We start from the raw sequence: 24,548 nt of genomic DNA on the forward strand, positions 1-24,548 counted from the left end.
ACTTTCCTACTCAGCCGCCGCCCTCTAGGGTCGCCGCATCAACAACAGAGAACTTCGAGAGTTCCTGAGAGCCCAAGGACGTGAGCAGGCATGCAGCTAGCAGATAAGCATGAGGGGACGACGACAAAAGCCTTCGCCGGGCTCAGGGTCCTGGATTTTTCGACCACCATTGCCGGTCCTCACTGCGCGCGGATGCTTGCCGACATGGGCGCTGAGGTCATCAAGATCGAGACCGATGGCGGGGAGACGATGCGGACCCGGCCGCCGCTGCGCAAGGGATGCAGCACCGCGTTCGGCCAGCTCAATGTCGGCAAGAAGAGCGTCGTGCTCGACCTCAAGTCCGAGGACGGCAAGGAGGCGGTGCGCCGGCTGGCCGCGACATCAGACATCCTGGTCGAGAACTTTCGCCCCGGCGTGATGCACCGGCTGCGGCTCGACTACGACAGGCTGCGCACCGTCAACCCAAGGCTGATCTACTGCTCGATCTCAGGCTACGGCCAGACCGGCCCCTCGGCCGAGCTGCCGGCTTATGCTCCGGTGATCCATGCGGCCTCCGGCTATGATATGGCGCATCTGGCCTACCAGCCCGGTCGTCATCGCCCCGACTATTGCGGCATCTATCACGCCGACGTGGTCACCGGCACCTATGGCTTCGGCGCGATCGCGTCCGCGCTCTATCAGCGGACCGTGACCGGCCTTGGCCAGCACATCGACGTGTCCATGCTGGAATCGATGCTGTCACTGACGCTGACCGAATTGCAGGGCGCGCAATTCGCCGTGAAGCCGCCGCCGCGCCCGATGTTCGGCCCGACCGAGACGGCAAGCGGCTATGTCATGATCACGGTCGCCAGCGAGAAAACGTTCCAGGGATTGATGGGCGTGATCGGCCACCCCGAATGGATCTCCGATCCGCGCTTTGCGACCTACGCCGCGCGCCGCGACAATTGGGCGGAGGTGATGGACGGCGTCGAAGCCTGGTCGCGGCAGCTCACGACCGACGCCTGTCTTGTCGCGCTTGGCGCGGCCGGCGTGCCGGCCTCGGCCTATCGCACCGTGTCCGAGGCGCTGGCCGATCCGCAGCTTGCGCACCGGCAGGCGCTCTCCGAGGTGCGGGACGAGGGCGGCTCCTTTCAGGTGTTGAACCTGCCGTTCCGGATGTCCGGCGCCGACACCACGCCGGCCAAGACGATGGCCGTGCTCGGTGAGCATACGGATGCGCTGCGCGAGGAGATCAGCCTCGCCGATGATGCATCAATTCCGACAGGCAAAACTGCCGCGACAGGCTGAGCATCATTACGCCGCACGTGCGGCGTGTGATCTGTTGTGCGTTCCTCTTGCCGTGGCGAGCTTTTGTCGCCAATCTCGTCCTCAGTCATTCGACGATCCGAAACATCGGACGAGGGATCCCGGGAGGAACCATGACGAACACTGCTGCCGCGGCGCGCAAGCACGCGCCGATTTTCCTTGTTGCGGCATTTGCCCTCCTTCCGCTGGCCGGGCCGGTGCAGGCGCAGAAGCCGGGTGGCAGCATCACCGTCGGCCAGGAGCTGGAGATCACCGGCTTCGATCCGCTCAAGGTCGGGGTCTACGACACCTCGACCTTCACCGCCGCCGCTGCGATCTTCGATACGCTGACCACGCTCGACGACAAGGGCGAAGCCGCGCCAAAACTCGCGGTGTCCTGGACGCATTCCGACGATTACATGAGCTGGACCTTCAAGCTGCGCCAGGGCGTGACATTCCACGACGGCACGCCGTTCAATGCGCAGGCGTTCAAGGAGAATTTCGACCGGCAGAAGGATCCGGCCAACAAGTGCCGCTGCGCCTTCTACATCACCAACGTCAAGGAGGTGCTGGCACCCGACGAACACACCATCGTCTACAATCTTACCGCCCCTTCCGTGAATCTGCCGGCGGTGATCACGATCCAGAGCCAGAACAATGCCGTGCATTCGCCGACGGCCTGGAAGACCAAGGGAGACGACTATAATCGCAATCCCGTCGGCACCGGTCCCTACATCCTGAAATCATGGACCGCCGGCGACCGCATGGTGCTGGAGAAGAACCCAAACTATTGGGACAAGGGCCGTCCCTACCTGGATCGTGTCATCTTGAAGCCGCTGCCCGACGCGCAGTCGCGCTTCGCCTCGCTGCAATCAGGCGAGGCCGATATCATCTGGGACGACGAGAACGACGCCGACAACATCATGAAGGCGCAGAAGGACCCCAAGCTGACCGTGCACAGCTACAAGGGCTCGGGTGCTGCGGTGTATGCCTTCAATACCAAGGTGGCGCCGTTTGACGACGTTCGCGTGCGGCAGGCGCTGGTGATGGCGGTCGACCGACCCAAGATGTCCCAGGCGATCAGCAACGGCCTGAGCCGGCCCGCGACCAATCCCTATGGCGACGGCTCCTGGGTCAAATGCAAGGACGACGGCGCGCTGCCGTTCGACGTCGAGAAGGCCAAGGCGCTGATCAAGGATTATGGCAAGCCGGTCGAGTTCAAGATGCTGGTGACCGCAACCCCGCGCGGCCGCATGATCGGCCAGGTGCTCCAGCAATTTTGGAAGCGCGCCGGCGCCAACATGGAGATCGAGCAGGTCGATCAGGCCACGATCCCGCCGCGCGCTTTCATGCGGCAGTTTCAGCTCGTGCCCTGGCGCATCGTCGACCTCGCTGATCCCGATCCGCAGATGTACGCGAATTTCCGCAGCGGCAGCCCGCTGGCGCTCGCCAACTTCACCGATCCGGAGCTCGACCGGCTGCTCGACCATTCCCGCGTCACCGCCGATCTCGGCCAGCGCACCGAGGACTATTGCGCGATCAGCCGTCTGATCAACAAGGAGGCGATCTGGTTCTGGACCTTCCAGAATACCTATTACGCGCTGTCGAGCGCCAAGCTGAAGGGCTTTCCGAAAATCTACAACGGCGTGATCGACGTCTCGAATACCTGGCTGGAATGAACGAGCGATGCTGAACTTCGTCGTTCGGCGGCTTCTTGCCATCCTGCCGGTTCTGCTCGCCGTCTCGCTGCTGACTTTCCTGATCGCCTCGCTGCTGCCGGGCGATCTCGCCTACGTCATCCTCGGCGATCAGGCGACGCCGGAGAATGTCGCGGCTCTGCGCCGTGACATGGGGCTCGACCAGCCGCTGTGGTGGCGCTATCTGAGCTGGCTCGGCCACGTCTTGCAGGGCGATCTCGGTCGCTCGTTCCGCACCGGCCAGACGGTGTTGCAGGCGGTCGCCGAGCGCATTCCGGTCTCGCTCGAATTGATGCTGATGGCCGAGTTCATCGGGTTGCTGATCGGCGTTCCCGTCGCGATCGCCTGCGCCGCGCGCGCAGGCGGCGCCTTCGACCGCTTCATGACCGGCAGTGCGTTTGCCATGCTGTCGATGCCGTCGTTCCTCGTGGCAATACTGCTGATCTACCTGTTTGCGGTCGAGCTGCACTGGCTGCCTGCGACCGGCTATGTGCCGTTCACCGAGGCGCCACTGGCGAATCTGCGCTTCTTCGTGCTGCCGGCTCTGACGCTGGCGCTGGCGGAATGGCCTGGAATCATGCGGGTGCTGCGCTCCGACATGATCGCGACCTTGCAGGAGGATTATATCGCACTTGCCAAGGCCAAGGGTCTCAAGCCCGCGCGCATCCTGTTCGTGCATGCGCTCAAGCCCTCGTCGCTGACCCTGGTGACGGTCACAGGCATCAATATCGGCCGTTTGCTCGGCGGCACGCTGATCGTGGAATCGATCTTCGCGCTGCCCGGCATCGGCCGGCTCCTGGTCGGGGCGATCTACACCCGCGACCTCGTCATCCTCCAGGGCGTGGTGCTGCTGGTCGCCTGCGGCTTCGTCATCGTGAACTTCATCGTCGACATGCTCTACGCCGTGCTCGACCCCAGGATACGGCATGGCCACGCTTGAGCTCTCGATGCAGGACGAGGCGGCGCCCGTGCCGGTCGGCCGCAAGCGCAGGCTCGGCCTGCTGTTCTGGCTCGCCAGCGCCTGGCTCGCGATCATCCTTGCGCTCGCGATCCTTGCGCCGGTGCTGCCGCTGCAGAACCCTGTAGACATGGACATGCTGGAGCGCCGCGCCGCGTTCTCCGGCGAGCACTGGCTCGGCACCGACGGGCTCGGCCGCGACGAGCTCGCCCGCCTGATTTTTGGCGCGCGCGTGTCGCTGACCGTCGGGCTGATCGCGCCGATGATCGGCCTTACGCTCGGCGGCGCGCTCGGCCTGCTCGCCGGCTATTTCCGCGGCCGGTTCGAGACGCTGGTGGTCGGCAGCATGGACGTGCTGCTCGCCTTTCCGCCGCTGATCTTCGCGCTCGCCGTGACCGCTTATCTCGGCCAGTCCGTCCCCAACCTTACCTTGATCCTCGGCGTGCTCGGCATTCCCGCCTTCATGCGTGTGGCGCGCGCGGCGACGCTGACGCTGGCGCGACGGGAATTCGTGATCGCGGCCGAGGCGTTAGGTGCCAGCCATGCGCGCATCCTGCTGCGCGAGCTGTTGCCGAACGTGATCCTGCCGCTGCTGGCCTTCTTCCTGCTCGGCGTCGCCGTCACCATCGTGGTCGAGGGCGCGCTGTCCTTCCTCGGTCTCGGCGTGCCGCCGCCGATGGCGAGCTGGGGCAGCATGATCGGGGAGGGGCGCGAGAGCCTCGACGTCGCGCCGCGGCTGGCCTTCCTGCCCGCGGCGGCGCTGTTCCTGACCGTGCTGGCCTTCAACCTGGTCGGCGACACCTTGCGGGCGCTGACCGACCCGCGTCAGGGGGCGCTGTGAGCGCCCCGCTGCTGACCATCGCGGACGTCGCAGTCGAGCTGCCGACGCCGCGCGGCAATTTGCGCGCTGTGGATCACGTCGACTTGTCGCTGGAGGCGGGCCGCACGCTCGGCATCGTCGGCGAGTCCGGTTGTGGCAAGACCATGCTGTCGCGTGCGGTGCTTCAGCTCTTGCCGAAGAAGGCCAAGCTCACGGGCCGCGTGATGTTTGACGGCCAGGATCTGGTGCGGCTTCCCTCGGAAAGCCTGCGGCGCCTGCGTGGGCGCGACCTTGCAGTGGTGTTCCAGGATCCCATGACCTCGCTCAACCCGGTGCTGACCATGGGCACGCAGCTGATGGAGACGATCCAGGAGCACCTCGAGCTCGATGCCCCCGCAGCACGGAAGCGCAGCATCGAGCTGTTGGCCGCGGTCGGCATTCCGGCGCCCGAGCAGCGGCTCGCGCAATATCCGCATCAATGTTCCGGCGGCATGCGCCAGCGTATCGCAATCGCGATCGCGCTGTCCTGCGAACCGAAGCTGCTGATCGCGGACGAGCCGACCACCGCGCTCGACGTCACCATCCAGGCACAGATTCTCGATCTGCTCGCGCGCGAGCAGCGCCGCCGCCACATGGCGATGATCATCATCACCCACGATCTCGGTGTGGTCGCGGGCCGCGCCGACGAGGTCGCTGTGATGTATGCGGGCAGGGTGGTGGAGCGCGCCCCGACCCAGGCGCTGTTCAGGCGCATGCACATGCCCTACACAGAGGCGCTGCTGGCGGCGATCCCGAAGCTGGAGACCGCGCCGCATACCCCGCTGCCCGCGATCTCCGGCCGTCCGCCCGATCCGACACGGCCGCTTCGTGGCTGCTCCTTCGCGCCGCGCTGCCGCTATGCCGCCAACCGCTGTCATGAGGCCAAGCCCGACCTGAAGAGCGCCGAGATGCCTGATCATCTCTATGCCTGCTTCCACCCGATCCAGATGGCGGAAGGAGTTGGCGCATGATGCAGCTTGCCGCGCGCGCGGAGCCGCTGCTGAACGTCGACAATCTCGTCGTCGAATATGGTCTCGGCAACAAGACGGTGCATGCGGTTTCCGGTGTCAGCCTTGCGGTCGCGCGGGGCGAGACGCTGGGGCTGGTCGGAGAATCCGGCTGCGGCAAGTCGACGCTGGGCCGTGCCGTGCTGCAATTGCGCCGCGCCAAATCCGGCCGGGTGTTGTTCGACGGCGAGGACCTCACCGCGATGGAGGGCGAGGCGTTGCGCAAGATGCGCCGCCGCGTGCAGTTGATCTTCCAGGATCCGATCGCCTCGCTCAATCCGCGCCGTCGCATCGGCGACATCGTGGCCGAGCCGCTGATCATCGCCGGCGTCAAGGATGCCGCCGAGCGCAAGCGTAGGGTTCACGAGGTGCTCAGCGCGGTCGGGCTCGATCCTGATCTCGTGGCGGGCCGCCTGCCGCATGAATTCTCCGGCGGGCAGTGCCAGCGCATCTGTATCGCGCGGTCGCTGGTGCTCAATCCGGAATTCATCGTCTGCGACGAGCCGGTCTCGGCGCTGGACGTCTCCATCCGCGCACAGATCCTCAATTTGCTGGAGGAGATGAAAGCGCGCTTCGGCCTGACGCTGCTGTTCATCGCGCATGATCTCGCAGTGGTCAAAGCGGTCAGCGACCGCGTCGCGGTGATGTATCTCGGCCGGCTCTGCGAGGTCGGTCCGTCGGAGCAAGTGTTCGCAAATCCTGCGCATCCCTACACCGGGCTCTTGTTGCAGGCGATCCCGGTGCCCGATCCGGATGTGCGTCCCGCCGAGAGTGTGGCGGCGGGTGAGCCACCATCGCCGATTGCGCCGCCGTCCGGCTGCCGCTTCCGCACCCGCTGTCCGCGGGCCGATCAGCGATGCAGCGCGGAGATACCGGAGTTGCGCGAAATCGGGCCCGGCCAGTTCGCAGCTTGCCATCATCCGCTGACCTGAACTAAGACCGGTTTGTCTCGCCTCGCCGGCCATGGCATGGTGGCGCGACAACGAGAAGCATGCCGGGAGAACGCCGATGAAGAGTTTCAAGGTCGCCGATTTCAAGGCGCCGCTGCAGGAGTTCGACGAGGCGACGCCGCAGCCCTCGGGCACGCAGGTGCTGATCAAGGTGAAGGCCGCCGGCGTCTGCCACAGCGACCTCCACATCTGGGAGGGCGGCTACGATCTCGGCCATGGCCGCAAGCCGCTGTCGCTGAAGGACCGCGGCATCAATCTGCCGCTGACCATGGGTCACGAGACGGTCGGCGAAATCCTGGCCTTTGGCCCTGACGTGAAACCGACAGACCAGGGCGACCTAAAGCTCGGCGATGTCGGGCTGGTCTATCCCTGGATCGGCTGCGGCAAGTGCGCGACGTGCCTCGCCGGTGACGAGAACATGTGCCTGACGCCGCGCTCGCTCGGCGTCTATTGCGACGGCGGCTATTCCGATCACATGCTGGTGCCGCATCCGCGCTATCTGCTCAATCTCAGGGGACTCGATCCCGCAACGACCGCGCCCTATGCCTGCTCGGGCGTCACCACCTACAGCGCGCTGAAAAAGGTTGAGCAGCATTTCGACACGCCGATCGTGATGTTCGGCGCCGGCGGGCTCGGCCTGATGGCGCTGTCGCTCTTGAAAGCCATGGGCGGCAAGGGCGCGATCATGGTCGATATCGATGCCAGGAAGCGTGAGGCGGCGGAGAAGGCCGGCGCGCTTGCCACCGTCGACCCGAAGGCGCCGGATGCGCTGGAGCAACTCGCCAAGAAAGCGGGCGGGCCGATCCGTGCCGTGATCGACCTCGTCGGCAATGCCGCGACGACGCAGCTTGGATTCGACTGCCTGACCAAGGGCGGCAAACTCGTGATCGTCGGCCTGTTCGGCGGCGGCGCAACCTGGGCGCTGCCGCTGATTCCGATCAAGGCGGTGACGATCCAGGGCAGCTATGTCGGAAACTTGCGCGAGACGCAGGAATTGCTCGACCTCGTCCGCACCAAGAAGGTGCCCCCGATCCCGGTGACGACCGCACCGCTCGCCAAGGCCAACGACGCGCTGGTGCAATTGCAGCAGGGCGCGGTGGTCGGGCGCACGGTGCTGACGCCGTAGCGAACACTCTCTCCGCCGTCATTGCGAGCGCAGCGAAGCAATTCAGAAGTCCCTCCGCGGACACAGTCTGGATTGCTTCGTCGCAAGAGCTCCTCGCAATGGCGACTTGGCTAGCTCCTGTCCTTGAGGCCTTAAATGTCCGCAAACAACGCCTTCCACATTGCCGTGCTCGCCGGTGACGGCATCGGTCCCGAAGTTATGGCGCCGGCCGTCGAGGTGCTGCGCAAGATCGAGCAGAAATCGGATTTGCGCTTCCGCTTCACCGAGGCACCTGCCGGCGCCAACAATTATCTCGCCACCGGCAAGTCGATGCCTGACTCGACCATCAAGCTGTGCGAGGAGGCGGACGCAATCCTGCTCGGCGCCTGCGGCCTGCCGTCGGTGCGCTACCCCGACAATACCGAGATCGCGCCGCAGATCGAGCTGCGTTTCATCTTCGATCTCTATGCCGGCGTGCGACCGGCGCGTCTTATTCCGGGCGTATCGAGCCCGATCGTCGGCGCTGATGCGCGCGGCATCGATCTCGTCGTGATCCGGGAATCGACCGAAGGCCTGTTCGCCTCGATGGGTAAGGGCGTCGTCACCGATGAGGACGCGCGCGAGACCATGGTGATCACACGCAGGACATCCGAGCGCCTGTTCGACTTCTCGTTTCGCCTCGCCGAGCGGCGCAAGGCGCGCGGCAAGCCCGGCGCGCTTGCCTGCGTCGACAAGGCGAACGTGTTCAAGGCGTTCGCGTTTTTTCGCGGCATTTTCGACGAGATCGCCAAGAAGCATCCCGACGTGAAGACCGATCGGCTCTATGTCGATGCCTGCTCGGCCATGCTGGTGAAGCGTCCCTGGGATTTCGACGTGATGGTGATGGAGAACATGTTCGGCGACATCGTCTCCGACATCACTGCGAGCCTGATCGGCGGCCTCGGCATGGCGCCGTCGGCGGACATCGGCGACAAATATGCCGTGTTCCAGCCCTGCCACGGCACCGCGCCCGACATCATGGGGCAGGGCAAGGCCAATCCCACCGGCATGATCCTGTCGGCGGCGATGATGCTGGACTGGCTCGCCGACAAGCACGGCGTCGAGAGCGCGGCGGAGGCCGGCGAGACGATCGAGCGTGCGGTGGATCAGGTCTATGCGGGCGGCATCAAGCCGATGGAGTTCGGCGGCAGCAACGGCACCGCGGATATCACGAAAGCGGTGCTCGCGGCGCTCTGAGAAGCAGTCGAGCCGCGGCGCCAGTTCATCTCAAAGAAAAAGGGGCCTCGCGGCCCCTTTGTCGTTCACCAGCGGCGCCAATGGTGGTGGCGATGGCCCCAGCCCCACGGGCGCGGGCCGTAGAAGCGTCGCGGGCCGCCGTAATAGCCGTAGGCGCCGTAATAGTTCGGACGCCAGAAGCAGCGGCCCCAGGGGTTACACACCCAGCGCACCTGATCGACGTCAGCGGCCGGACCGCTTGCAATCTTGTCCGCCTGCGGGATGCCATTCGGCATGGCTGCGAGCGCCTCGCCCGACGCGAGCGCCACACCGCCGATGGCAGCCAGAGCAAGAACAGCAGATTTCAGTGTCATCGCGATCTCCCTCGTTGTGGCGGGAGAACTTTCGTCAGATCAACTGGTTGCTAGCGCGCGGAGCTGCACGAGGAATTTAATCTTCGTGAACGTCGGTTCAGCTTCAACGCCCCTGGAACTGCGGTTTGCGCTTTTCCATGAAGGCTTGCCGGCCCTCGAGAAAATCCCGGGAATCCATGCAGGCATTGCCGATCGCCTTGATCGCGTCCATGTCGCGCTGACTCTCATCCTTCAGCACCTGCGCGATGGTGATCTTGGCGGCCTTGATCGCGAGCGGGGCGTTCTGCGAGATCGTCTCGGCAATCGTCATGGTCTCGCCCCAGAGCTCGTCGACCGGGAACACGCGCTCGATAAGGCCAATGCGCAGCGCTTCGGCGGAATCGATGCGCATGCCCGTGTACATCAGAAGCCGCGCCCAGGACGGGCCGACCAGCGACACCAGGTGCCGCAGGCCGTCGAAGCCATAGGCGATGCCGAGCTTGGCCGCGGGAATGCCGAACTGGCTGCCGTGCGCGGCGATGCGGATATCGGCGAGCATCGCGACCTGCATGCCGCCGCCGAGGCAAAAGCCCTCGATGCAGGCAATCGTCGGCTTGGGATAGTCTGCGAGCAGTGCGCGCTGGGCGGCACTGCGCCTGGCATATTCCTCGGACGCTGCCGCGTTATGGCGGGTCTTCTCGAACTGGCTGATGTCGGCGCCGGAGACGAAGGCCTTGCCGCCGGCTCCGCGCAGGACCACGACGCGCACCGTCTCGTCGTCGCGCAGGCTCGTCAAGGCCTCGCCAAATCCCTCCCACATCTCCAGCGACATCGCGTTGCGCTTGTCGGGATTGTTGAAGGTGATCACGCCGACGCCCTCGGTGGTGTGCTGGAGAATCTTGCCGTCCGCGTAGGGTGTACCGGTTGTGCTGAATATGTCGGACATCGCGCGCTCGCTCGTCATGTGCGAGGTGCAATGTGCTGCGCTGGCGCTTCCGGGGTCAACCGCGGCAGGGTGGGCGAGTCTGCATCCGCCTGTACCGGGATTGCATGGCGCGTCGTCCCGAGTGTCGCGCGCGCAAAGAAAAGGGGCGGTCGTGCCGCCCCGCAAAGGCCGCGCGCAAGCGCGCGAGCCGGAATATGATCGTTCAATCCGGCCGCGTCCCCGCGACGCGGCGGATTGAAGATCGGCCGCAAAGGCCAGACCGTCGACCGGTCTCAGCTCTCGTTCGCCGCGATCGATTCCATCAGCGAGACCAGCTGACGCTGCACGGTCTGGTCCTTGATCTTGCTGTAGGCGCGCAGCAGGCGGAGGCTGAAGGCCGAATCGAGGAACAGCAGGCTCTCGACTTCGCGCGCCTTATTGTCGCCGTCGTAGAAGAAGGTCACGGGCACGTCGAGGGCGGAAGCGATCTGCTGCAGACGAGCCGCGCCGACGCGATTGACGCCCTTCTCGTATTTCTGGACCTGCTGGAAGCTGACGCCGAGCTTCTCGCCGAGCTCGGCCTGCGAGATCTTCATCTCGACGCGCCGCAGACGAATCCGCTTGCCAAGCTCGATGTCCGGCTTGCCAGCACTGCGCTGCTTCATTCTTTTCGCCGCTGCTTTCATCTTCGTTTTCACCTTTGTTCTTCGGTTGAAAATCCCCCGAAGAGCTGGGTCAGGGGTTCGCCCATATACGAGTCCTTGAATTCATGCGGATGCACGAACTCTTCCTTAAACCACGGGAAGCGAGCCGGACTGAAAGCTTCGATCAGCCAATCAATCATGTGCCGCACGCGCGGAATACGGCCGCTACCGGGATGGTAGGACAACCAGATATCCAGCGGTCGGTTCAACTCGACCTCCAGTGGAATCAACTTCCCGCCAAGAGCAATGGCGTAGCTCGGGAAGACGCCGATGCCGGCGCCATTCGCGACCGCCCAGTAGTTGGCGCTTGAGACGTTGGTCTTCATGACCAGAAGGTCACGTTCCGATACGCCCGGGAAGAAGCTCTCGAAGGATTCCTTGGCGGCAAGCTGGTCGGCGAATTGCAGCACCAGGCGATGCTTGATCAATTCCGCCGCCGAGCGCGGCGCGCCATGCTTCTCGATGTATTTCTCGGAGGCCCAGAACATCAGGTGCATGCGACCTAGCCGCACCAGTTTGATGTCGAGCGCCGAGGGACGCGACAAATGGATGGCGACGTCGGCCTCGTGGCGCGAGACGTCGGCCGAGCGCATCGCGCAATGCAGGTCGACCAGGATCTTCGGATAGGCGTGCTGGAATTCAACCAGGCGCGGGGCGAGCCAGAACGTGCCGAGCCCCTCGGTGACGGCGACTCGCACCTCGCCGGACAGGGCGTTGGCCATCGAATCGCTGGCGCGCAGCACGTCGAAGGTGGCGGCCTCCATGCGCTCGACGGCGGAGACCACCAGCGCGCCCTCATCGGTGAGATGGGTGCCATGGACGTCACGGGTGAACAGTGTGGTGCCGGTCTGGCGTTCGAAGTCGTCGATTCGCCGGCGCACGGCGTTGATCGACAGCGACAGGCGCTCGGCCGCCGATCGGAAACTTCCGCATCGGACGACTTCAAGGAAAATGCGGGCCGCATCCCAATCCGAGAGGCCGCTGAGATTTGTCTTTGGGCGTTCCGCCACAGGAACGCCCCTTTCCGCCAAGGAGTGCATACAAGTCCCTTCGGTTAGCTAAACTGGCAGAATCTGGCGCAAACCACAACCACTGCGGGTTGGGGGATGATAAGTTTTGAACGTCATCCTTACTACCGGTGGGTGGTATCTGAGTGCTGCCAAGGGTTGGGAATCGGGCAGGCCATTGCCCGGATGAGGGGTGTGGCGTGAGTGCCGTTGCGAGCCGTGAAATGGCTGCGGGATTGCAGGCGCTGTCGGCAATGAGTGTGCTTGCGCGAAAGCCGGCGCCATCTCTCTCAATGGATCAATCACAGCGCGCGGGGCGTTTGCTCTCGGACCGTTTCGACCATGGCCAACGGCGCAGCGCGGCGATGTTAGCCGGAACCGCGGTTTCGCGGCAGAAACCCACTGAAATCAGGTTCAGAGGCGCTGTGGCCTCGTGCTATCCTCCGTATTCCATGGGGGCCGAAGGGGTCGTCACCAACACGTCTCGCAGGCCGAATTAACGGAAAGAACGCCGGTGTCGCATTCAGACGAACAGTTGCAGTCGGTGCTGGAAACGCTCGAGGGGTGCCGCAGGGTTCTCAACGCGTGCGACAGCCGTGAGTCGGCCGAACTGCTGTCCATTGTCATCCTCGACGTCAGGATGAAACTCAAAGGAATTGACAGTGCCGATCTCAAGGCACTGTGCGACGAAATGCTGCGGAGCGCTGCGAGCGAGCCGCCGTCCCCTTCCAAGCAGACGCAGGACCAGCCCCGGCGTCCGCTGCTCCGCGTGGTGAAGTAGCCGCGCCGCCGAATCTCGCTTTTTGGCGAGGTTTGTGCGCGTCCCGATGCCGCACCTGTGATCGCAGGCGGCATCGGGAGGAGCCCTGGTTTTGTGCGCCTCTGTTGCGCATTTTCCGGCATCGGTTACACCAGAGCCGGTTCGGCTCCTGGCCGCGCGCATTCCCGGCGCGCCGCACCGGTGCCTGAGATGGCTCAGACGGCATCATGCAAAATGTTTCGATCCCGGCGGCGCTGATTGCCGGCCTCGTCAGCTTCCTCTCGCCTTGCGTCCTGCCCCTGGTCCCGCCCTATCTGGTCTATCTCACGGGCGCCACGATCGAGCATGTCGAGAGCGACGAGCCGGGCTCGGCCTCCAAGCGCGCGATCATGATGTCGGCGCTCCTGTTCGTGCTCGGCTTCTCCACGGTGTTCGTCGCGCTCGGCGCCAGCGCCTCGCTGGTCGGCGGGCTGATCCGTGCCTGGTCCGCGGAGCTGTCGATCCTCGCCGGCATCGTCATCATCATCATGGGCCTGCACTTTCTCGGATTGACGCGCATTGGCCTGTTGATGCGCGAGGGACGGCTGCCGATCCCCAAACCGGTCGGTCTCTGGGGCGCCTACATCATGGGGCTCGCCTTCGCCTTCGGCTGGACGCCTTGCATCGGCCCGATCCTCGCCGCGATCCTTTCGATCGCCGCCGCTGAGGCCACGGTCACGAAGGGCGCAGGGCTGCTCGCGGTCTATTCGGCCGGTCTCGGCATTCCCTTCCTGATCGCCGCGCTGATGATCGAGCAGTTCTCCGCACTGTTCGCGCGGATGAAGGGACATCTCGTCAATGTCGAGCGCGCCATGGGCGTCCTGATGGTGATCACCGGCATCGGCTTTCTCACCGGCGCGGTCTCGAATGTGAGCATCTGGCTGCTGGAGACGTTTCCGGCGCTGCAGACCATCGGGTAGGGCGTGATCCGGAAATGCCGGCGCGCTGATCGCGCCGGCGTCCCCGTGTGCGGTTGCTCAGGGCTTGAACACGTAGCCCGGCGAGATCGCCGCCGTCTCCGGGATCGGCGGCAGATCGGCGAACAGTTCGGGACGATCCTTCATGACCTTGAGAATGTGCTTCGGCTCGATATGCGCATTGACGTCAAAGGTCGATTTGAGGATCCCGAGGCGGGAGAGCCGATCCTCGGCGCTCCACAGCGCGCGGTAATTGTTCGCCGACAGCCGGCGGTCCGCCTGCTGGATGTTGAACTGCATCGCAGCCTCGGCGACGTCCTGCTTGAGGCCCGGAATCCAGCGTGTGGCGACTTGCGCCGCCTGCTTCGGATTCTTGCGCATCCATTGATCGGCTTCGGAGACCGCGGCGAGGAATTTCTCGATGGTCTCGCCGTTGGCCTGCACCCAGGGGCGAAGCGCGACGTTGAAGCCGATATAGGAGATCACGTCGCCGCCCCTGATGATCTCGACCGCGCCGGGCACATCCTTGCCTGCAACGATCGGCCAGGGATCCCAGCCCGAGAACGCGTCGATACCCTTGGCGAGCAGGGCGACGGTCATGTCCGGCGGCGGCGTGTTGACCAGCGTCACGTCATCGGGTTTCAGCCCGGCCTTCTCCAGCGTCGCCAGGATGTAGAGGTGATTGATCGTGCCGAAGGAGGCCGCGATCTTCTTGCCCTTGAGCGTCGACAGGTCACCCTTGACGATGCCTGAACCTTCGCGCGCGATGATCGCCATGGTGGCATCAGAGCCGGCCTTGGTGGCGTTGCCGCTGTAATTGCCGAGTGCGACAAGGTCCATGCCGCGCAGCACGGCGCCGATCATGGGCACGCCGACCTGCACGATCTCGCTCTCGCCGGCTTGCAGTGCGTTCAGCGCATCGACGCCGGTCGCGTAGGGGCGTGCGATCGTGACATCGAGCCCGTACTTCTCGAAGAAGCCGCGCTCGAGTGCGATCGGCAGGCCGATCTGGTCGATGCCGGTGACCATGCCGGCCTTCAGTTTCGTCGGGGTCTGGGCGCTCACCGGCACCATGCCGGCCAAGAGCGCGATTCCGAGCAGCAAGAGTCGTTTCATATTCTCAGCCTCCCTCTTTTATCGGCCCCACCGCCGTCACCCAATAGGGGCGAGCGACGGCGTTGAGGTCCGTTCGTTTGACGCCGCGTAGTTCGATCGAATGCTCGTCCGTTCCCGAGACGCGTCCATATTGCTGGAATGCGAGCACGTGGAAGCGCTCCGGCGTGAACGGCAGCTCGATCTGCACGTTCACCTTTTCCGATGTGCCCGTGAGCTCCGGCGAGATCTTTCCCGGCGCGGCAACCGTCAACCAGAGTTGAAACAGCGCCCACGCGGCAATCGCGCCGAGCACGATGCGGCCCTTGGGCGAGCGCAGGGCGTCGGAAGCGATGCTCATGCCGCGCGCACCATCTGGAGCACGCGCGCCGAGAGCTGCTTGAAGTGGTCGTCCTTGACGAGGTCGTCCCAGACGCGAGGACGCGGCAGGTCGACCGCGATCTCGTCCAGCACGCGTCCCTTCGACAGCACGACCACGCGGTTGGCGAGAAACACCGCTTCGGGCACGTCATGGGTGATGAAGATCACCGTCGGCTTGCGCTCCTGCCAGATCCGAGTCAGCTCCTCCTGGAGCGTCATGCGCGTCTGCGCGTCGACGCTGGCGAACGGCTCGTCCATCAGCAGGACGTCGGGATTGTTGGCGAGTGCGCGCACCACGCCGACGCGCTGCTGCATGCCGCCGGAGAGCTCGTTTGGATAGCGGTGCGCCGCGTGCGACAGCCCCGCGAGCGCGAGATATTCGCGCGCGATGCGGTCGCGCTCGGCCTTCGGCACGCCGCGCATCTTCGGGCCGAAGCCGACATTGTCGAGCACCGTCTTCCAGGGAAACAGCGCGAACGACTGGAATACGACCCCACGCTCGGGGCCGGGCCCGTGCACCGGCTTGCCGTCGAGCAGGATGTCCCCCTTCGAATAGGGGATGAAGCCGGCGATCATGTTGAGGATCGTCGTCTTGCCGCAGCCGGACGGGCCGACCACCGAGATGAACTCGCCGGGCTCGACGTCCAGCGAGACGTCGTGAACGGCGGTGACATGCGCGCCTGCGTAAGGATCGAAATAGGTCTTGCCGAGATTGCGCAGCGAAAGCGTCTTCATGATGTCACCAATCCCCAGCGTTGGCCGGTCACGCGCTCGAGCGGCGCGAGGACCCAGGCGTCCACGATGTACCAGAGCAATCCGAGAATGATCATGCCGAGCAGAATCTCGACGGTGGAGCCGGCGCGGCGGGCATCGAACATCATGAAGCCGATGCCCGACGTGCCGACGATCATCTCGACCGCGATCAGCGCGCGCCAGCCATAACCGAGGCCGTTGCGCAGGCCCGTGATGATGTTGGGCAGCGCCCCCGGCAGCGTCACCTCCCAGAGCACCCGCGCGCGCGAGGCACCGAGGCTGAGGGCGGCGCGCGCGAGGTCGCGCGGCACGGATTCGACCCCGAGCACGGTGTTGAGCACGACCGGGAACAGCACGGTGTAGACGATGACGAATGTCATCGTCGTCAGTCCGAAGCCGAACCAGATCAAGAGGATCGGCAGCCAGGCAATGTCGCCGATCGCCTGGAAGAACAGCAGCACCGGCCAGCAGATCCGGTGTGCCCAGCGGCTCGTGCCGATCAGGATGCCCAAGGGAATGCCGAGCGCCATGCCGACGGCGGCGCCGGTTGCGAGCCGGATCAGGCTGTCCTGGAGATAGTCGGGCAGGATCCCCTTGTAGGTGAGCGTGAAGAACGCGCGCACCACGTCGGCGGGGCCGGGGAAGAACGCGCGCGGAAACACCCCGGCCTCGCTGACCACGGTCCACAGCGCGAGCACCGGGATGAAGGGAATGATGGCGGCGATCCCCGGCCAGCGCCGGGTCAGGCGGGTGTAGCCGCCCCAGATTTGCAGCAGCAGGTTCATGCGCGCCTCACCAAGCCCCAGCGTTCGATGGTCGCGCGTTCCAGCGGGACCAGCAGCAGACGGTCGATCAATAGCCAGAGCACGCCGATCACGATCATGCCGAACACGATCACCTCGGTGCGGTAGAAATCGCGTGCGACGAACAGCATGTAGCCGAGCCCGACATTGGTCGCGATCATCTCGGCGGCGATCAGCCCGCGCCAGGCAAAGCCAAGGCCGGTGCGGATGCCGGTGACGATGTTGGGCAGCGCGCCCGGCAGCAGCACTTCGGTCAGCAACGCCCAGCGGCCCGCGCCGAGCGAGGCGGCGGCATTGCGCAGCGTGTGTGGAATGGTCCTGACGCCGAGCAGGGTGTTGTAGGCAACGACGAAGAACACGGCATTGAAGATCACGAAGACGATCGCGCCGAAGCCGTAGCCGAACCACAAGGTCGCGATCGGAATCCAGGCGATGCCGGCGAGCACCGAGAAGAAGCGGAACAGCGGCGTGAGAAGGGCGGCCACCGTCGGGCTCACGCCCATGGCGATGCCGAGCGGCACGGCGGTGGCGATGCCGATCAGCGTGCCGAGGCCAACGCGCAGTAGGCTGGCGCCGACATGGGAGAACAGCGTGCCGTCGCGGATCGACTCCATGGCGGCCGCGCCGACCGCACCGACCGATGGAAACACGCGCGGATTGACGTTGAACAGCGGAACGACGATCGCCCAGATCGCTACCAGCGCAAGCAGCGGCGCGACGAACATCGCAGCGCCCGCCAGCGAATTGACGCTGCGGATCAATCGCGACGATCGACCTTTCAGACTGCCCGTCACCTGCATTTGACCTCCCTGCGTTCAGCTATGCCTGTGCCGGCATTTCACGCTGATCATTCCTGACGTCGTAACCATGTCTCGCGCGATCGCGGCTGCCCGTCGGTTGCCACGACCGCGATCCCGGGCGGAGCGAGGATGTGGGGCGAGCCCTTCCTGTCACGGTCCACGACGTTTCCTCCTGCTCTTGACGCTCGACGTCCTGGCCGCGCGCACGGTCGACCCGTCGGTTTTGCGAGTTGCCGCGGCGATGACCGTCTTCCGGTTCGAGAGCTTCAATCGGGTGTAGCCGAGCAGGCGTTCCATCGCGGCGCGCGCCTTCTCGGGGTTGGCGCTCTCGATAGCCCGCGCCGCCGCCACGTGGTTCGGCAAATTATCCTTGAACCAGCCGCCGGGGCTTCCGACGGCGACGGTGAAGACGGTGCTCAGGATGGTGTCGATCGCGCTGCGAAAGCCCTGCAGTACCGGGTTGTGCGTCGCATCCAGGATGGCAAGATGAAAGGCCTTGTCGGCCGCGAGGGCGCTGGCCTGGTCCTTAGCGGTCTGCATCGCGGCCAAGGCCGTATCGATCCGCCAGCGATCGTTCCTGGTTGCGCGTTCGGCCGCAAGCGCTGCGGCTGCAGGCTCGATGATCGAGCGCACCTCCTGGATTGCGAGCAAGAGGTCGCGATCCGGTTCGTCCTGGCCGACGAGCCAGCTCAGCACGTCGCGATCGAGCAGGCTCCATTCGTGGCGCGGCAGCACTTGCGTGCCGTGGCGCGGCCGCACGCTGACGAGGCCCTTTGCGGCGAGAGTCTTGATCGCCTCGCGCACCACGCCGCGACCGACGCCGAAACGGGCTTCGAGTTCCGGCTCCGGCGGCAGCGTGGTGCCGACGGGAATGAGATCCTGGGCGATCTCGCGGCCGAGCGTCGTCAGCACGGCGCGGATGCGGCCGGGCTTGATCAGTTTGTCGGCTGGGCTCGGCCGCGCTCTTGCCACCGGTTTGTTTCTCCCCGCCGGCCTGTCGCGGCCGGTTCATTTTGTCTTGGCCGCTCGCCGGCAGCTTCACAATCATCCGATGTTTAACATCGGATGATTGCGTGGGGCGAGCGCAATTGTCGCAGGAAGGCTGTATTGCGCTGCGATATGGCGCCAGGCCCGGGGCGGCTACCGCGCCTCGTCCAGCGTACAGACAACCGTGCAGACCACGCCGCGCGGCAGGAAGTCGACGGTGGCCTCGCCGCCGAGCTGGTCGCGCGCGCTGCGCTCGATCAGGCGCGAGCCGAAGCCGCGCTGTACCGGCGCGGTCACCGGCGGTCCGCCGATCTCGGTCCAGATCAGGCGCAGCCGCGGTTTCGGAGCATCGGCGATGATCTCCCAGTCCAGCGTCACCCGGCCGGTCTCGTTGGACAGCGCACCATATTTCGCGGCGTTGGTGGCGATCTCGTGCACGATCATCGACAGCACCACGGCGAGCCGCGGCGACAGCGGCACGGCGGGTCCGGCCATGCGGATGCGGTCGGGACTGTTCATCAGGAACGGCTGAAGCGCGCGGGCGATCACCTCCCGCAGCTCAGAGCCCGCCCATTTCTCCTGGCTCAGCAAATTATGTGCTTCGGCCAGTGCGCCAAGCCGTCCCTCGAATTTCGTCCGCTCGTCTCGGCTGGCGCTGCGGAAGGTCTGCACGGCGATCGCCTGCATCAAGGCCAGCGTGTTCTTGACCCGATGGTTGAGCTCATCGATCAGGAGATTGTGCAGCATCTCGCCGCGCGCGATCGTGGTCGCCATCCTGACCGCGAAGGTCAGGCCGGTCAGCAGCAGGATGCCGCCGATCAGGCTGGTGATCGCGATGTTGCGCCAGAGCGGCGCGATCAGTGAGCTTTCGTCGACGCCGGCGGCGATCGTCCAGCCCGTCAGCTGTGATCGTGTGTAGGCCGCGGCCAGAGCGACGCCGTCGAGCGACACCGTCGGGAGCGATGCCTCGCTGCGGCGAAACATCTCGGCATAAAGCGAGGGCGAGGCGCGCTTGCCAAAGGTCTCGCTGGGGTTCGGCGCGCGCGCAAACACGATGCCCTTGGTGTCGAGCAGAGTCACGGTCCAGAGCCGGTCGGGCCGTTGCTTCTCCACCAGCTCCTGAAAGATGCTGATCGGTGGGCTGAAGCAGAGGTCGTAGATCACCTCGCCGTCGCGGAACACCGGAACCTCGACAGTGAGCACCTGCCGCCCGTTGATCGCGCCGGTGAACAGGTCGGAATATTGCGGCGACCTGGTCGCAAATACCTTTTCGATGATCTCGAGATGGCCGCGTGGCGGCAGGCTTGCGGTGTCTTCCGTTGCGGAGGAGAACAGCAACCGGCCCTTGCGATCGGAGATCAGCACCAGCCCGCCCTTGCCATATTGCTCAACGAAGCCGAGCGCGATGCGGCGGAAGTTCTGGAAGTCGTCGTTGCGCAGCGAATTCGTCAGTGCAAGGACCTGCAAGCCGCCGGTCATCCGCTGCACTTCGGAGTCGAGCACGAGGCGCATGCTGCGCACGTTCTCCAGCACTCGGCGGGTCGCGTCGCTTCGATCCTGCTTGTAATTGTAGAACACAATGCCGACCGCAAAGACGATCAGCGGCAACATCGTTCCCGTCACCAGAAGAGCGAGCCGGACCGGCAGGGTGAGCTTTGACAAACGCGGGCGTCCCGGTTCCGGCGCAGCGGCGCCGGATTATGATTTTGGGCAGACCATACGTGCGGGACTTGCGCAGCGCCATGTTTTTCGCAGATGGCGAGCAACGAGATTGCAGCGCAGTCCGGGATGTCCGCGCTTCAGCTCATGCGGAGTGCGGTCAGGAGTGGCGTTCCGGGGCCTCTCGATGCGATGTCACGCGGTCAAGTCCGGGCAGGCGACCGCCTTCAATACGGCCGCCTTACGACTTGATCAATCGATTTCCTGAACCACTGTGCGCGAGCCGGGGTCCACGAGCATCACGCGATCACCGGAGTACACGTAGCGATACTTGGTGAGCGAGGGACCCCAATCGGACGGCACGGCCTCCAGCTCGACGTCGCTCGGCACGGTCGCGCCGACGATGATCTTTTCCTTTGTCGTGACCGGGCGAAGGTGATGTTCGGTGACGTAGGATTTGATCCTGGTCCGGTATTGCGGCTCGATCTGAACCGCTGCCGCGTGACCGGTTCCGGTGGTGGTCACCACGGTGGATTGCGCGAAGGCGCCGGTCGAGATCAGAACAGCCGCGGCGGATAGCAAGAGCAGCTTCTTCATCTTTGTCCTCCTCACGAGAATAAGCGCCGCAACAACATCTCATCGTGCACAGCGTTCCAACACCCAGGAACAAATTGCCAGTTTTTCCCGTTTTGAATGAGCCGGGCGGGAAGGCCGGCGATTGGAGGAGGAAGAAAATGAAGCTGAGAATAGCGACTGCAGCGTTGATGCTTGCTGCATTGTCCCTGCCGGCGTTCGCGGCCGACGAGTTTTACGTCGTACAGGACGTCAAGACGAAGAAGTGCACCGTCGTCGACAAGAAGCCGACGGACACGTCGATGACCGTCGTCAGCCCGTCGGGCGCGATCTACAAATCGCGGACCGAAGCCGAAAGCGGCATGAAGACCGTGAAGGTCTGCACGTCAAACTGAGGAGGATGACAAATGCCGGTATTGATCTTGTGGGCCGTACCGGCCGTGCTGGTGATCGGCGGCGGCATCTATCTGATCGGGCATATGCACTAGGCCAGCAGCAGCGGGTGAGCGGGTCCGTGCGTGCAGCGCACAGGTCCGCTCGTGGCCGGCCTCCTCCGGGAGTGCGACTGTGCCCATGGCCTGCCCGCGCCGTCAGGGGCGCGAGTTGCAGTGCAGCAGGTGTGCCGGGCGTAGCCCTGCGACGAAGAGTACCTCCAGCGCACGCGAAATGACTTCCGTCCGGCCGACGTTTTTCATACGCTTCCGGCTGCGCTCACGGCCCGGCTACAGGGCCGGAGCATCAAAGGGAGGGGAGACGATGAAGCGAAGGTCATTTCTCGCTGGTATCGGTGCGACCACTGCGGCGGCTACGATTGGGATGCCGTCGATCCTCAGGGCGCAAGCGCCGATCTCGCTGAACGGCGCGGTCCAGTTCAACGACGACCACGCCTTCAACCGGGCACTGCTCCGGTTCGAGGAGCTGGTGAAGAAGTACTACGGCAAGCCCGTCAACTTCACCCTGCACAGGAATTCCTCGCTCGGCCTCGAGAAGCAGTATTTCGAGTACATGTCGCAGGGCAAGGCGGTCGATTACGGCATCGTCTCGCCGGCTCACATGTCGACCTTCGCCAAGGCGGCCCCCTTCATCGATGCGCCCTTCGTATTCAAGGGCATCGAGCACATGAACAAGGTCGTCGAAGCCAATATCCTGGCGCCGATCGCCGATGAAGTCGCGGCGAAGGCCGAGGTCGTCCTGATCGGCTATTCCGGCGGCGGCATCCGCAACATCTTCGCCAACAAGCCACTTAAGAATCTCGCCGATCTCAAGGGACTCAAGGTTCGCGTGCAGGGCGCGCCGATCTGGTCGAAGACCTTTGCGGCGGTCGGCATGAGCCCGACGGTGATCGCCTATAACGAGATCTACAACGCGATCCAGAACGGCGTGATATCGGCCGGCGAAAATGAGGCGGCCGGCGTCGAGGCGATGAAGTTCTACGAAGTCGCTCCGCATCTCAACCTGACCCAGCACGCCGTGTCGATCCGGCCGATCTGCTTCTCGGTGAAGACGCTGAAGACCCTGCCGAAGGAGCTGCAGGATGCGATCATGAAGGCCGGCAAGGAGGCCGGCGACTACGGCCGTCAGCTCGAGTCGAGCGAAGAGGTCGTCAAGCTCGACACGCTCGAGAAGGCCGGCAAGCTCAAGCGCGTTCCCTTCGAGGAGCGGGACGCCATGAAGAAGCTTGCCGACCCCGTGATGGCCACCTACGCCAAGGAAATCGGTGCGGAGGGCATTTTCGAGAAGATCAACGTCGTCTGAGGTCTTTGCGTCCGCCGACAGCATCTCCGGGCAAGCCCCGCTTCTTGCCCGGCGCTGGCGGATGAGCCGCTGCACGGAGCCCCAATGTCTGAAATGCCCGTCCCGTCCACACCGTCGCTGTGGCGCCGCGTATCGGCGGCCTATGCGAAGCTGCTGGAATTCCTGCTGGCCGCCTGTGTCGGCGTCCTGGTTGTTCCGGTCACGCTGCAAATCATCTCACGCTACACGCCCTTCATTCCGTCCTACATCTGGACGGAGGAGATGGCGCGCTTCCTGTTCGTCTGGACTATCATGATCGGCGCCATGGTCGGCGTGCGCGAAGCGCAGCATTTCGAGGTCGATGTGTGGCCTGACCTGTCGCGGCGGTCGGAGGCCGCGGTGCGAATCCTCGCGCGGCTCGGCATACTGGCGCTGGCGCTGGTGTTCGTATCGGCCGGCCTCGAGTTCACCCGCTTTGCCTGGAACAGGACTTCAGAGCTGGCCGATCTGCCGCTTTGGCTGATTCACGTCGCCTGGCCTGTGACCGGCGTGACGTGGATCGTCTTTGCGGGCGAACAGATCATCGATGAAATGCGCATTCTGGTTGGGGCAGAGCGATGAGCGGCAATGTACTCTCTGCCGGACAGGCCGCGATGGTGCTGTTCGGGGTTTTCATCGGCCTGCTCATCGTGCGCGTGCCGGTCGCCTTCGCGCTCGGCCTTGCCTGCGTGCCGATTCTGCTGATCGAGCCGCATCTCTCGATGATGATGCTCGCGCAGGAAACCTTCAACGCCTACAATTCATTCATCCTGCTCGCGGTGCCGTTCTTCCTGCTGACGGCCAACCTGATGAGCATCGGCGGCATCACCGACCGGTTGGTGGCGCTGTCGCGCTCGATGGTCGGGCACTGGCCGGGGTCGCTGGCGCAAATCAACGTCGTGCTGTCGGTGTTCTTTGCCGGCATCTCGGGCTCCTCCACCGCCGACGCGGCGAGCCAGTCCAAGATCTTCATCGATGCGCAGACCAAGGAGGGCTACGACCTCTCGTTTTCGATCGCGATCACCGCGGTCTCAGCGGTGCTTGCAGTGATCATCCCGCCGTCGATCCTCATGATCGTGTGGGGCGGGCTGATCTCGACCTCGATTGCGGCGATGTATCTGGCCGGCATCGTGCCGGGTTTGCTGATCGCGGGCGCGCAGATGGCGACGGTGCACGTCTATGCGGTGCGCCGCGGCTACCCGACTTATCCGAAGACAAGCTGGGTCGAGATGCGATGCGCTATTTGGAAGTCAATTCCGGCGCTGATGACGCCCTTCATCATCGTTGGGGGCATTCTGCTCGGCTGGTTCACCGCAACCGAGTCCGCCTGCGTCGCGGTGCTCTATTCCGTCGCGCTCTCCGCGTTCTTCTATCGCGAGACGGGGATACGCGAACTGTACAAGGCCCTGCTCGACACCGGGCGCCTTGCCGGCGTGGCGTTGTTTTGCGTCGGCACCGCAAGTGCGTTCGGCTGGCTGCTCGCCTACTACAAGATCCCGCAGGAACTGCTGGCCAATGTCTCGACATGGGGCATGGGCGCTGTTGCGGCCGGCTTCTTCATCTCCTTCTGCTTTCTGGTGGTGGGCTGCTTCCTCGATGCCATCCCGGCGATCGTCATCGTCGGTACCGTGCTGGAGCCGCTCGCCAAGTCTGTCGATCTCCATCCCGTCCAGTTCGCGATCATTTCCATCGTATCGCTGGCCTTCGGACTGGTGACGCCGCCCTACGGATTGTGTCTGATGATCGCCTGTTCGATCGCCGGCGTGCGACTGCGCTATGCTCTGAAGGATACGGTGATCATGCTGATTCCGATGCTGCTCGTGCTCGCGGCAGTCATCGTCTGGCCAAGCGTGTCGCTGTTCTTGCCGCGTCTGATCGTGCCGGAGATGCTCAAATGAGCGTCTGATGGCGCGATCCCGCGGCCGTGGGCCGCGGGATCGGTTGGAT

The 24,548-nt window shown here is 64.5% G+C and carries 26 protein-coding genes; 14 read left to right on the top strand and 12 right to left on the bottom strand.

The features are described 5' to 3' along the window. The first annotated feature begins 90 nt into the window (after positions 1–90). The 8 genes from CV770_RS15580 to CV770_RS15615 all read left to right on the top strand — a co-directional run bounded on the left by CV770_RS15580 (position 91) and on the right by CV770_RS15615 (position 9,096). Positions 91–1,287: a CaiB/BaiF CoA transferase family protein gene (locus tag CV770_RS15580; RefSeq protein ID WP_104462943.1), complete on the top strand. Its 1,197-nt coding sequence runs from the start codon at positions 91–93 to the stop codon at positions 1,285–1,287. Between the two features lie 131 nt (positions 1,288–1,418). Beyond that, the gene (locus CV770_RS15585; protein WP_104462944.1) at positions 1,419–2,963 is read left to right on the top strand and encodes an ABC transporter substrate-binding protein; all 1,545 of its coding nucleotides are present in this window, start codon (positions 1,419–1,421) and stop codon (positions 2,961–2,963) included. Positions 2,964–2,970: 7 nt separating this feature from the next. Continuing rightward, positions 2,971–3,921, top strand: a complete 951-nt coding sequence (locus CV770_RS15590) for an ABC transporter permease (protein ID WP_091965676.1) — start codon at positions 2,971–2,973, stop codon at positions 3,919–3,921. Then, entirely contained in the window at positions 3,908–4,780 is an 873-nt protein-coding gene (locus CV770_RS15595; protein ID WP_104462945.1) for an ABC transporter permease, read from the top strand. Before CV770_RS15590 ends, CV770_RS15595 begins: the two co-directional genes overlap by 14 nt. After that, positions 4,777–5,769, top strand: a complete 993-nt coding sequence (locus tag CV770_RS15600) for an ABC transporter ATP-binding protein (RefSeq protein WP_104462946.1) — start codon at positions 4,777–4,779, stop codon at positions 5,767–5,769. The genes CV770_RS15595 and CV770_RS15600 overlap by 4 nt, the downstream gene beginning before the upstream one ends. Then, entirely contained in the window at positions 5,766–6,737 is a 972-nt protein-coding gene (locus CV770_RS15605; RefSeq protein WP_104462947.1) for an ABC transporter ATP-binding protein, read from the top strand. The genes CV770_RS15600 and CV770_RS15605 overlap by 4 nt, the downstream gene beginning before the upstream one ends. Positions 6,738–6,813: 76 nt before the next feature. Then, positions 6,814–7,881, top strand: a complete 1,068-nt coding sequence (locus CV770_RS15610; RefSeq protein WP_028143068.1) for an alcohol dehydrogenase — start codon at positions 6,814–6,816, stop codon at positions 7,879–7,881. A gap of 135 nt (positions 7,882–8,016) precedes the next feature. Next, the gene (locus CV770_RS15615) at positions 8,017–9,096 is read left to right on the top strand and encodes an isocitrate/isopropylmalate dehydrogenase family protein (RefSeq protein ID WP_104462948.1); all 1,080 of its coding nucleotides are present in this window, start codon (positions 8,017–8,019) and stop codon (positions 9,094–9,096) included. A gap of 65 nt (positions 9,097–9,161) precedes the next feature. Here the strand turns inward: CV770_RS15615 and CV770_RS15620 are convergent, their stop codons facing one another. From CV770_RS15620 to CV770_RS15635, 4 genes are all read right to left on the bottom strand, one after another. Next, a complete protein-coding gene (locus tag CV770_RS15620) occupies positions 9,162–9,449 on the bottom strand; it encodes a hypothetical protein (RefSeq protein ID WP_028143066.1) in 288 nt (95 codons plus the stop codon). A gap of 103 nt (positions 9,450–9,552) precedes the next feature. After that, positions 9,553–10,374: an enoyl-CoA hydratase gene (locus CV770_RS15625; RefSeq protein ID WP_104462961.1), complete on the bottom strand. Its 822-nt coding sequence runs from the start codon at positions 10,372–10,374 to the stop codon at positions 9,553–9,555. 272 nt (positions 10,375–10,646) lie between these two features. Continuing rightward, entirely contained in the window at positions 10,647–11,018 is a 372-nt protein-coding gene (locus tag CV770_RS15630; protein WP_020608151.1) for a helix-turn-helix domain-containing protein, read from the bottom strand. A 29-nt stretch (positions 11,019–11,047) separates the two neighbouring features. Then, positions 11,048–12,097: a LysR family transcriptional regulator gene (locus CV770_RS15635; protein ID WP_091965680.1), complete on the bottom strand. Its 1,050-nt coding sequence runs from the start codon at positions 12,095–12,097 to the stop codon at positions 11,048–11,050. Between the two features lie 481 nt (positions 12,098–12,578). Between CV770_RS15635 and CV770_RS15645 the strand changes: the two genes are divergently transcribed. Further along, positions 12,579–12,845 carry a hypothetical protein gene (locus CV770_RS15645; RefSeq protein ID WP_028143063.1) on the top strand — a complete coding sequence of 89 codons (267 nt, stop codon included), beginning with the start codon at positions 12,579–12,581 and terminating at the stop codon, positions 12,843–12,845. A gap of 206 nt (positions 12,846–13,051) precedes the next feature. Beyond that, entirely contained in the window at positions 13,052–13,783 is a 732-nt protein-coding gene (locus tag CV770_RS15650; protein ID WP_104462949.1) for a cytochrome c biogenesis CcdA family protein, read from the top strand. Between the two features lie 57 nt (positions 13,784–13,840). On the opposite strand, the gene CV770_RS15655 is transcribed toward CV770_RS15650, so the two are convergent. The 8 genes from CV770_RS15655 to CV770_RS15690 all read right to left on the bottom strand — a co-directional run bounded on the left by CV770_RS15655 (position 13,841) and on the right by CV770_RS15690 (position 20,852). Continuing rightward, positions 13,841–14,896, bottom strand: a complete 1,056-nt coding sequence (locus CV770_RS15655; protein ID WP_104462950.1) for an ABC transporter substrate-binding protein — start codon at positions 14,894–14,896, stop codon at positions 13,841–13,843. Positions 14,897–14,900: 4 nt separating this feature from the next. Further along, positions 14,901–15,233, bottom strand: coding sequence for a hypothetical protein (locus CV770_RS15660; RefSeq protein ID WP_104462951.1), 333 nt, complete (start codon positions 15,231–15,233; stop codon positions 14,901–14,903). Next, positions 15,230–15,988 (bottom strand): ABC transporter ATP-binding protein, encoded by a 759-nt coding sequence (locus CV770_RS15665; protein ID WP_028143059.1) that lies wholly within the window; start codon positions 15,986–15,988, stop codon positions 15,230–15,232. Before CV770_RS15665 ends, CV770_RS15660 begins: the two co-directional genes overlap by 4 nt. Then, positions 15,985–16,791, bottom strand: coding sequence for an ABC transporter permease (locus tag CV770_RS15670; protein WP_091965685.1), 807 nt, complete (start codon positions 16,789–16,791; stop codon positions 15,985–15,987). Before CV770_RS15670 ends, CV770_RS15665 begins: the two co-directional genes overlap by 4 nt. Continuing rightward, complete coding sequence (locus CV770_RS15675; RefSeq protein WP_091965686.1) at positions 16,788–17,609, bottom strand: ABC transporter permease; 822 nt, start codon at positions 17,607–17,609, stop codon at positions 16,788–16,790. Before CV770_RS15675 ends, CV770_RS15670 begins: the two co-directional genes overlap by 4 nt. Before the next feature lie 150 nt (positions 17,610–17,759). Further along, positions 17,760–18,581 (bottom strand): FadR/GntR family transcriptional regulator, encoded by an 822-nt coding sequence (locus CV770_RS15680; RefSeq protein WP_091965687.1) that lies wholly within the window; start codon positions 18,579–18,581, stop codon positions 17,760–17,762. Positions 18,582–18,749: 168 nt separating this feature from the next. Continuing rightward, a complete protein-coding gene (locus tag CV770_RS15685; protein ID WP_104462962.1) occupies positions 18,750–20,207 on the bottom strand; it encodes a sensor histidine kinase in 1,458 nt (485 codons plus the stop codon). A 300-nt stretch (positions 20,208–20,507) separates the two neighbouring features. Next, positions 20,508–20,852, bottom strand: coding sequence for a DUF1236 domain-containing protein (locus tag CV770_RS15690; RefSeq protein WP_091965688.1), 345 nt, complete (start codon positions 20,850–20,852; stop codon positions 20,508–20,510). A gap of 137 nt (positions 20,853–20,989) precedes the next feature. Here CV770_RS15690 and CV770_RS15695 point away from each other — a divergent pair, with 137 nt between their 5' ends. The 4 genes from CV770_RS15695 to CV770_RS15710 all read left to right on the top strand — a co-directional run bounded on the left by CV770_RS15695 (position 20,990) and on the right by CV770_RS15710 (position 24,499). Then, the gene (locus tag CV770_RS15695; RefSeq protein WP_104462952.1) at positions 20,990–21,223 is read left to right on the top strand and encodes a hypothetical protein; all 234 of its coding nucleotides are present in this window, start codon (positions 20,990–20,992) and stop codon (positions 21,221–21,223) included. Between the two features lie 361 nt (positions 21,224–21,584). Then, on the top strand, positions 21,585–22,583 hold the full coding sequence (locus CV770_RS15700; RefSeq protein ID WP_018322778.1) for a TRAP transporter substrate-binding protein: 999 nt from the start codon (positions 21,585–21,587) through the stop codon (positions 22,581–22,583). An 84-nt stretch (positions 22,584–22,667) separates the two neighbouring features. Continuing rightward, the gene (locus CV770_RS15705) at positions 22,668–23,183 is read left to right on the top strand and encodes a TRAP transporter small permease (RefSeq protein WP_091965690.1); all 516 of its coding nucleotides are present in this window, start codon (positions 22,668–22,670) and stop codon (positions 23,181–23,183) included. Continuing rightward, positions 23,180–24,499: a TRAP transporter large permease gene (locus CV770_RS15710; protein ID WP_091965691.1), complete on the top strand. Its 1,320-nt coding sequence runs from the start codon at positions 23,180–23,182 to the stop codon at positions 24,497–24,499. The genes CV770_RS15705 and CV770_RS15710 overlap by 4 nt, the downstream gene beginning before the upstream one ends. Positions 24,500–24,548 lie beyond the last annotated feature (49 nt).

The organism is Bradyrhizobium sp. AC87j1 (assembly GCF_002936975.1).
Classification (GTDB): Bacteria; Pseudomonadota; Alphaproteobacteria; order Rhizobiales; family Xanthobacteraceae; genus Bradyrhizobium; species Bradyrhizobium shewense.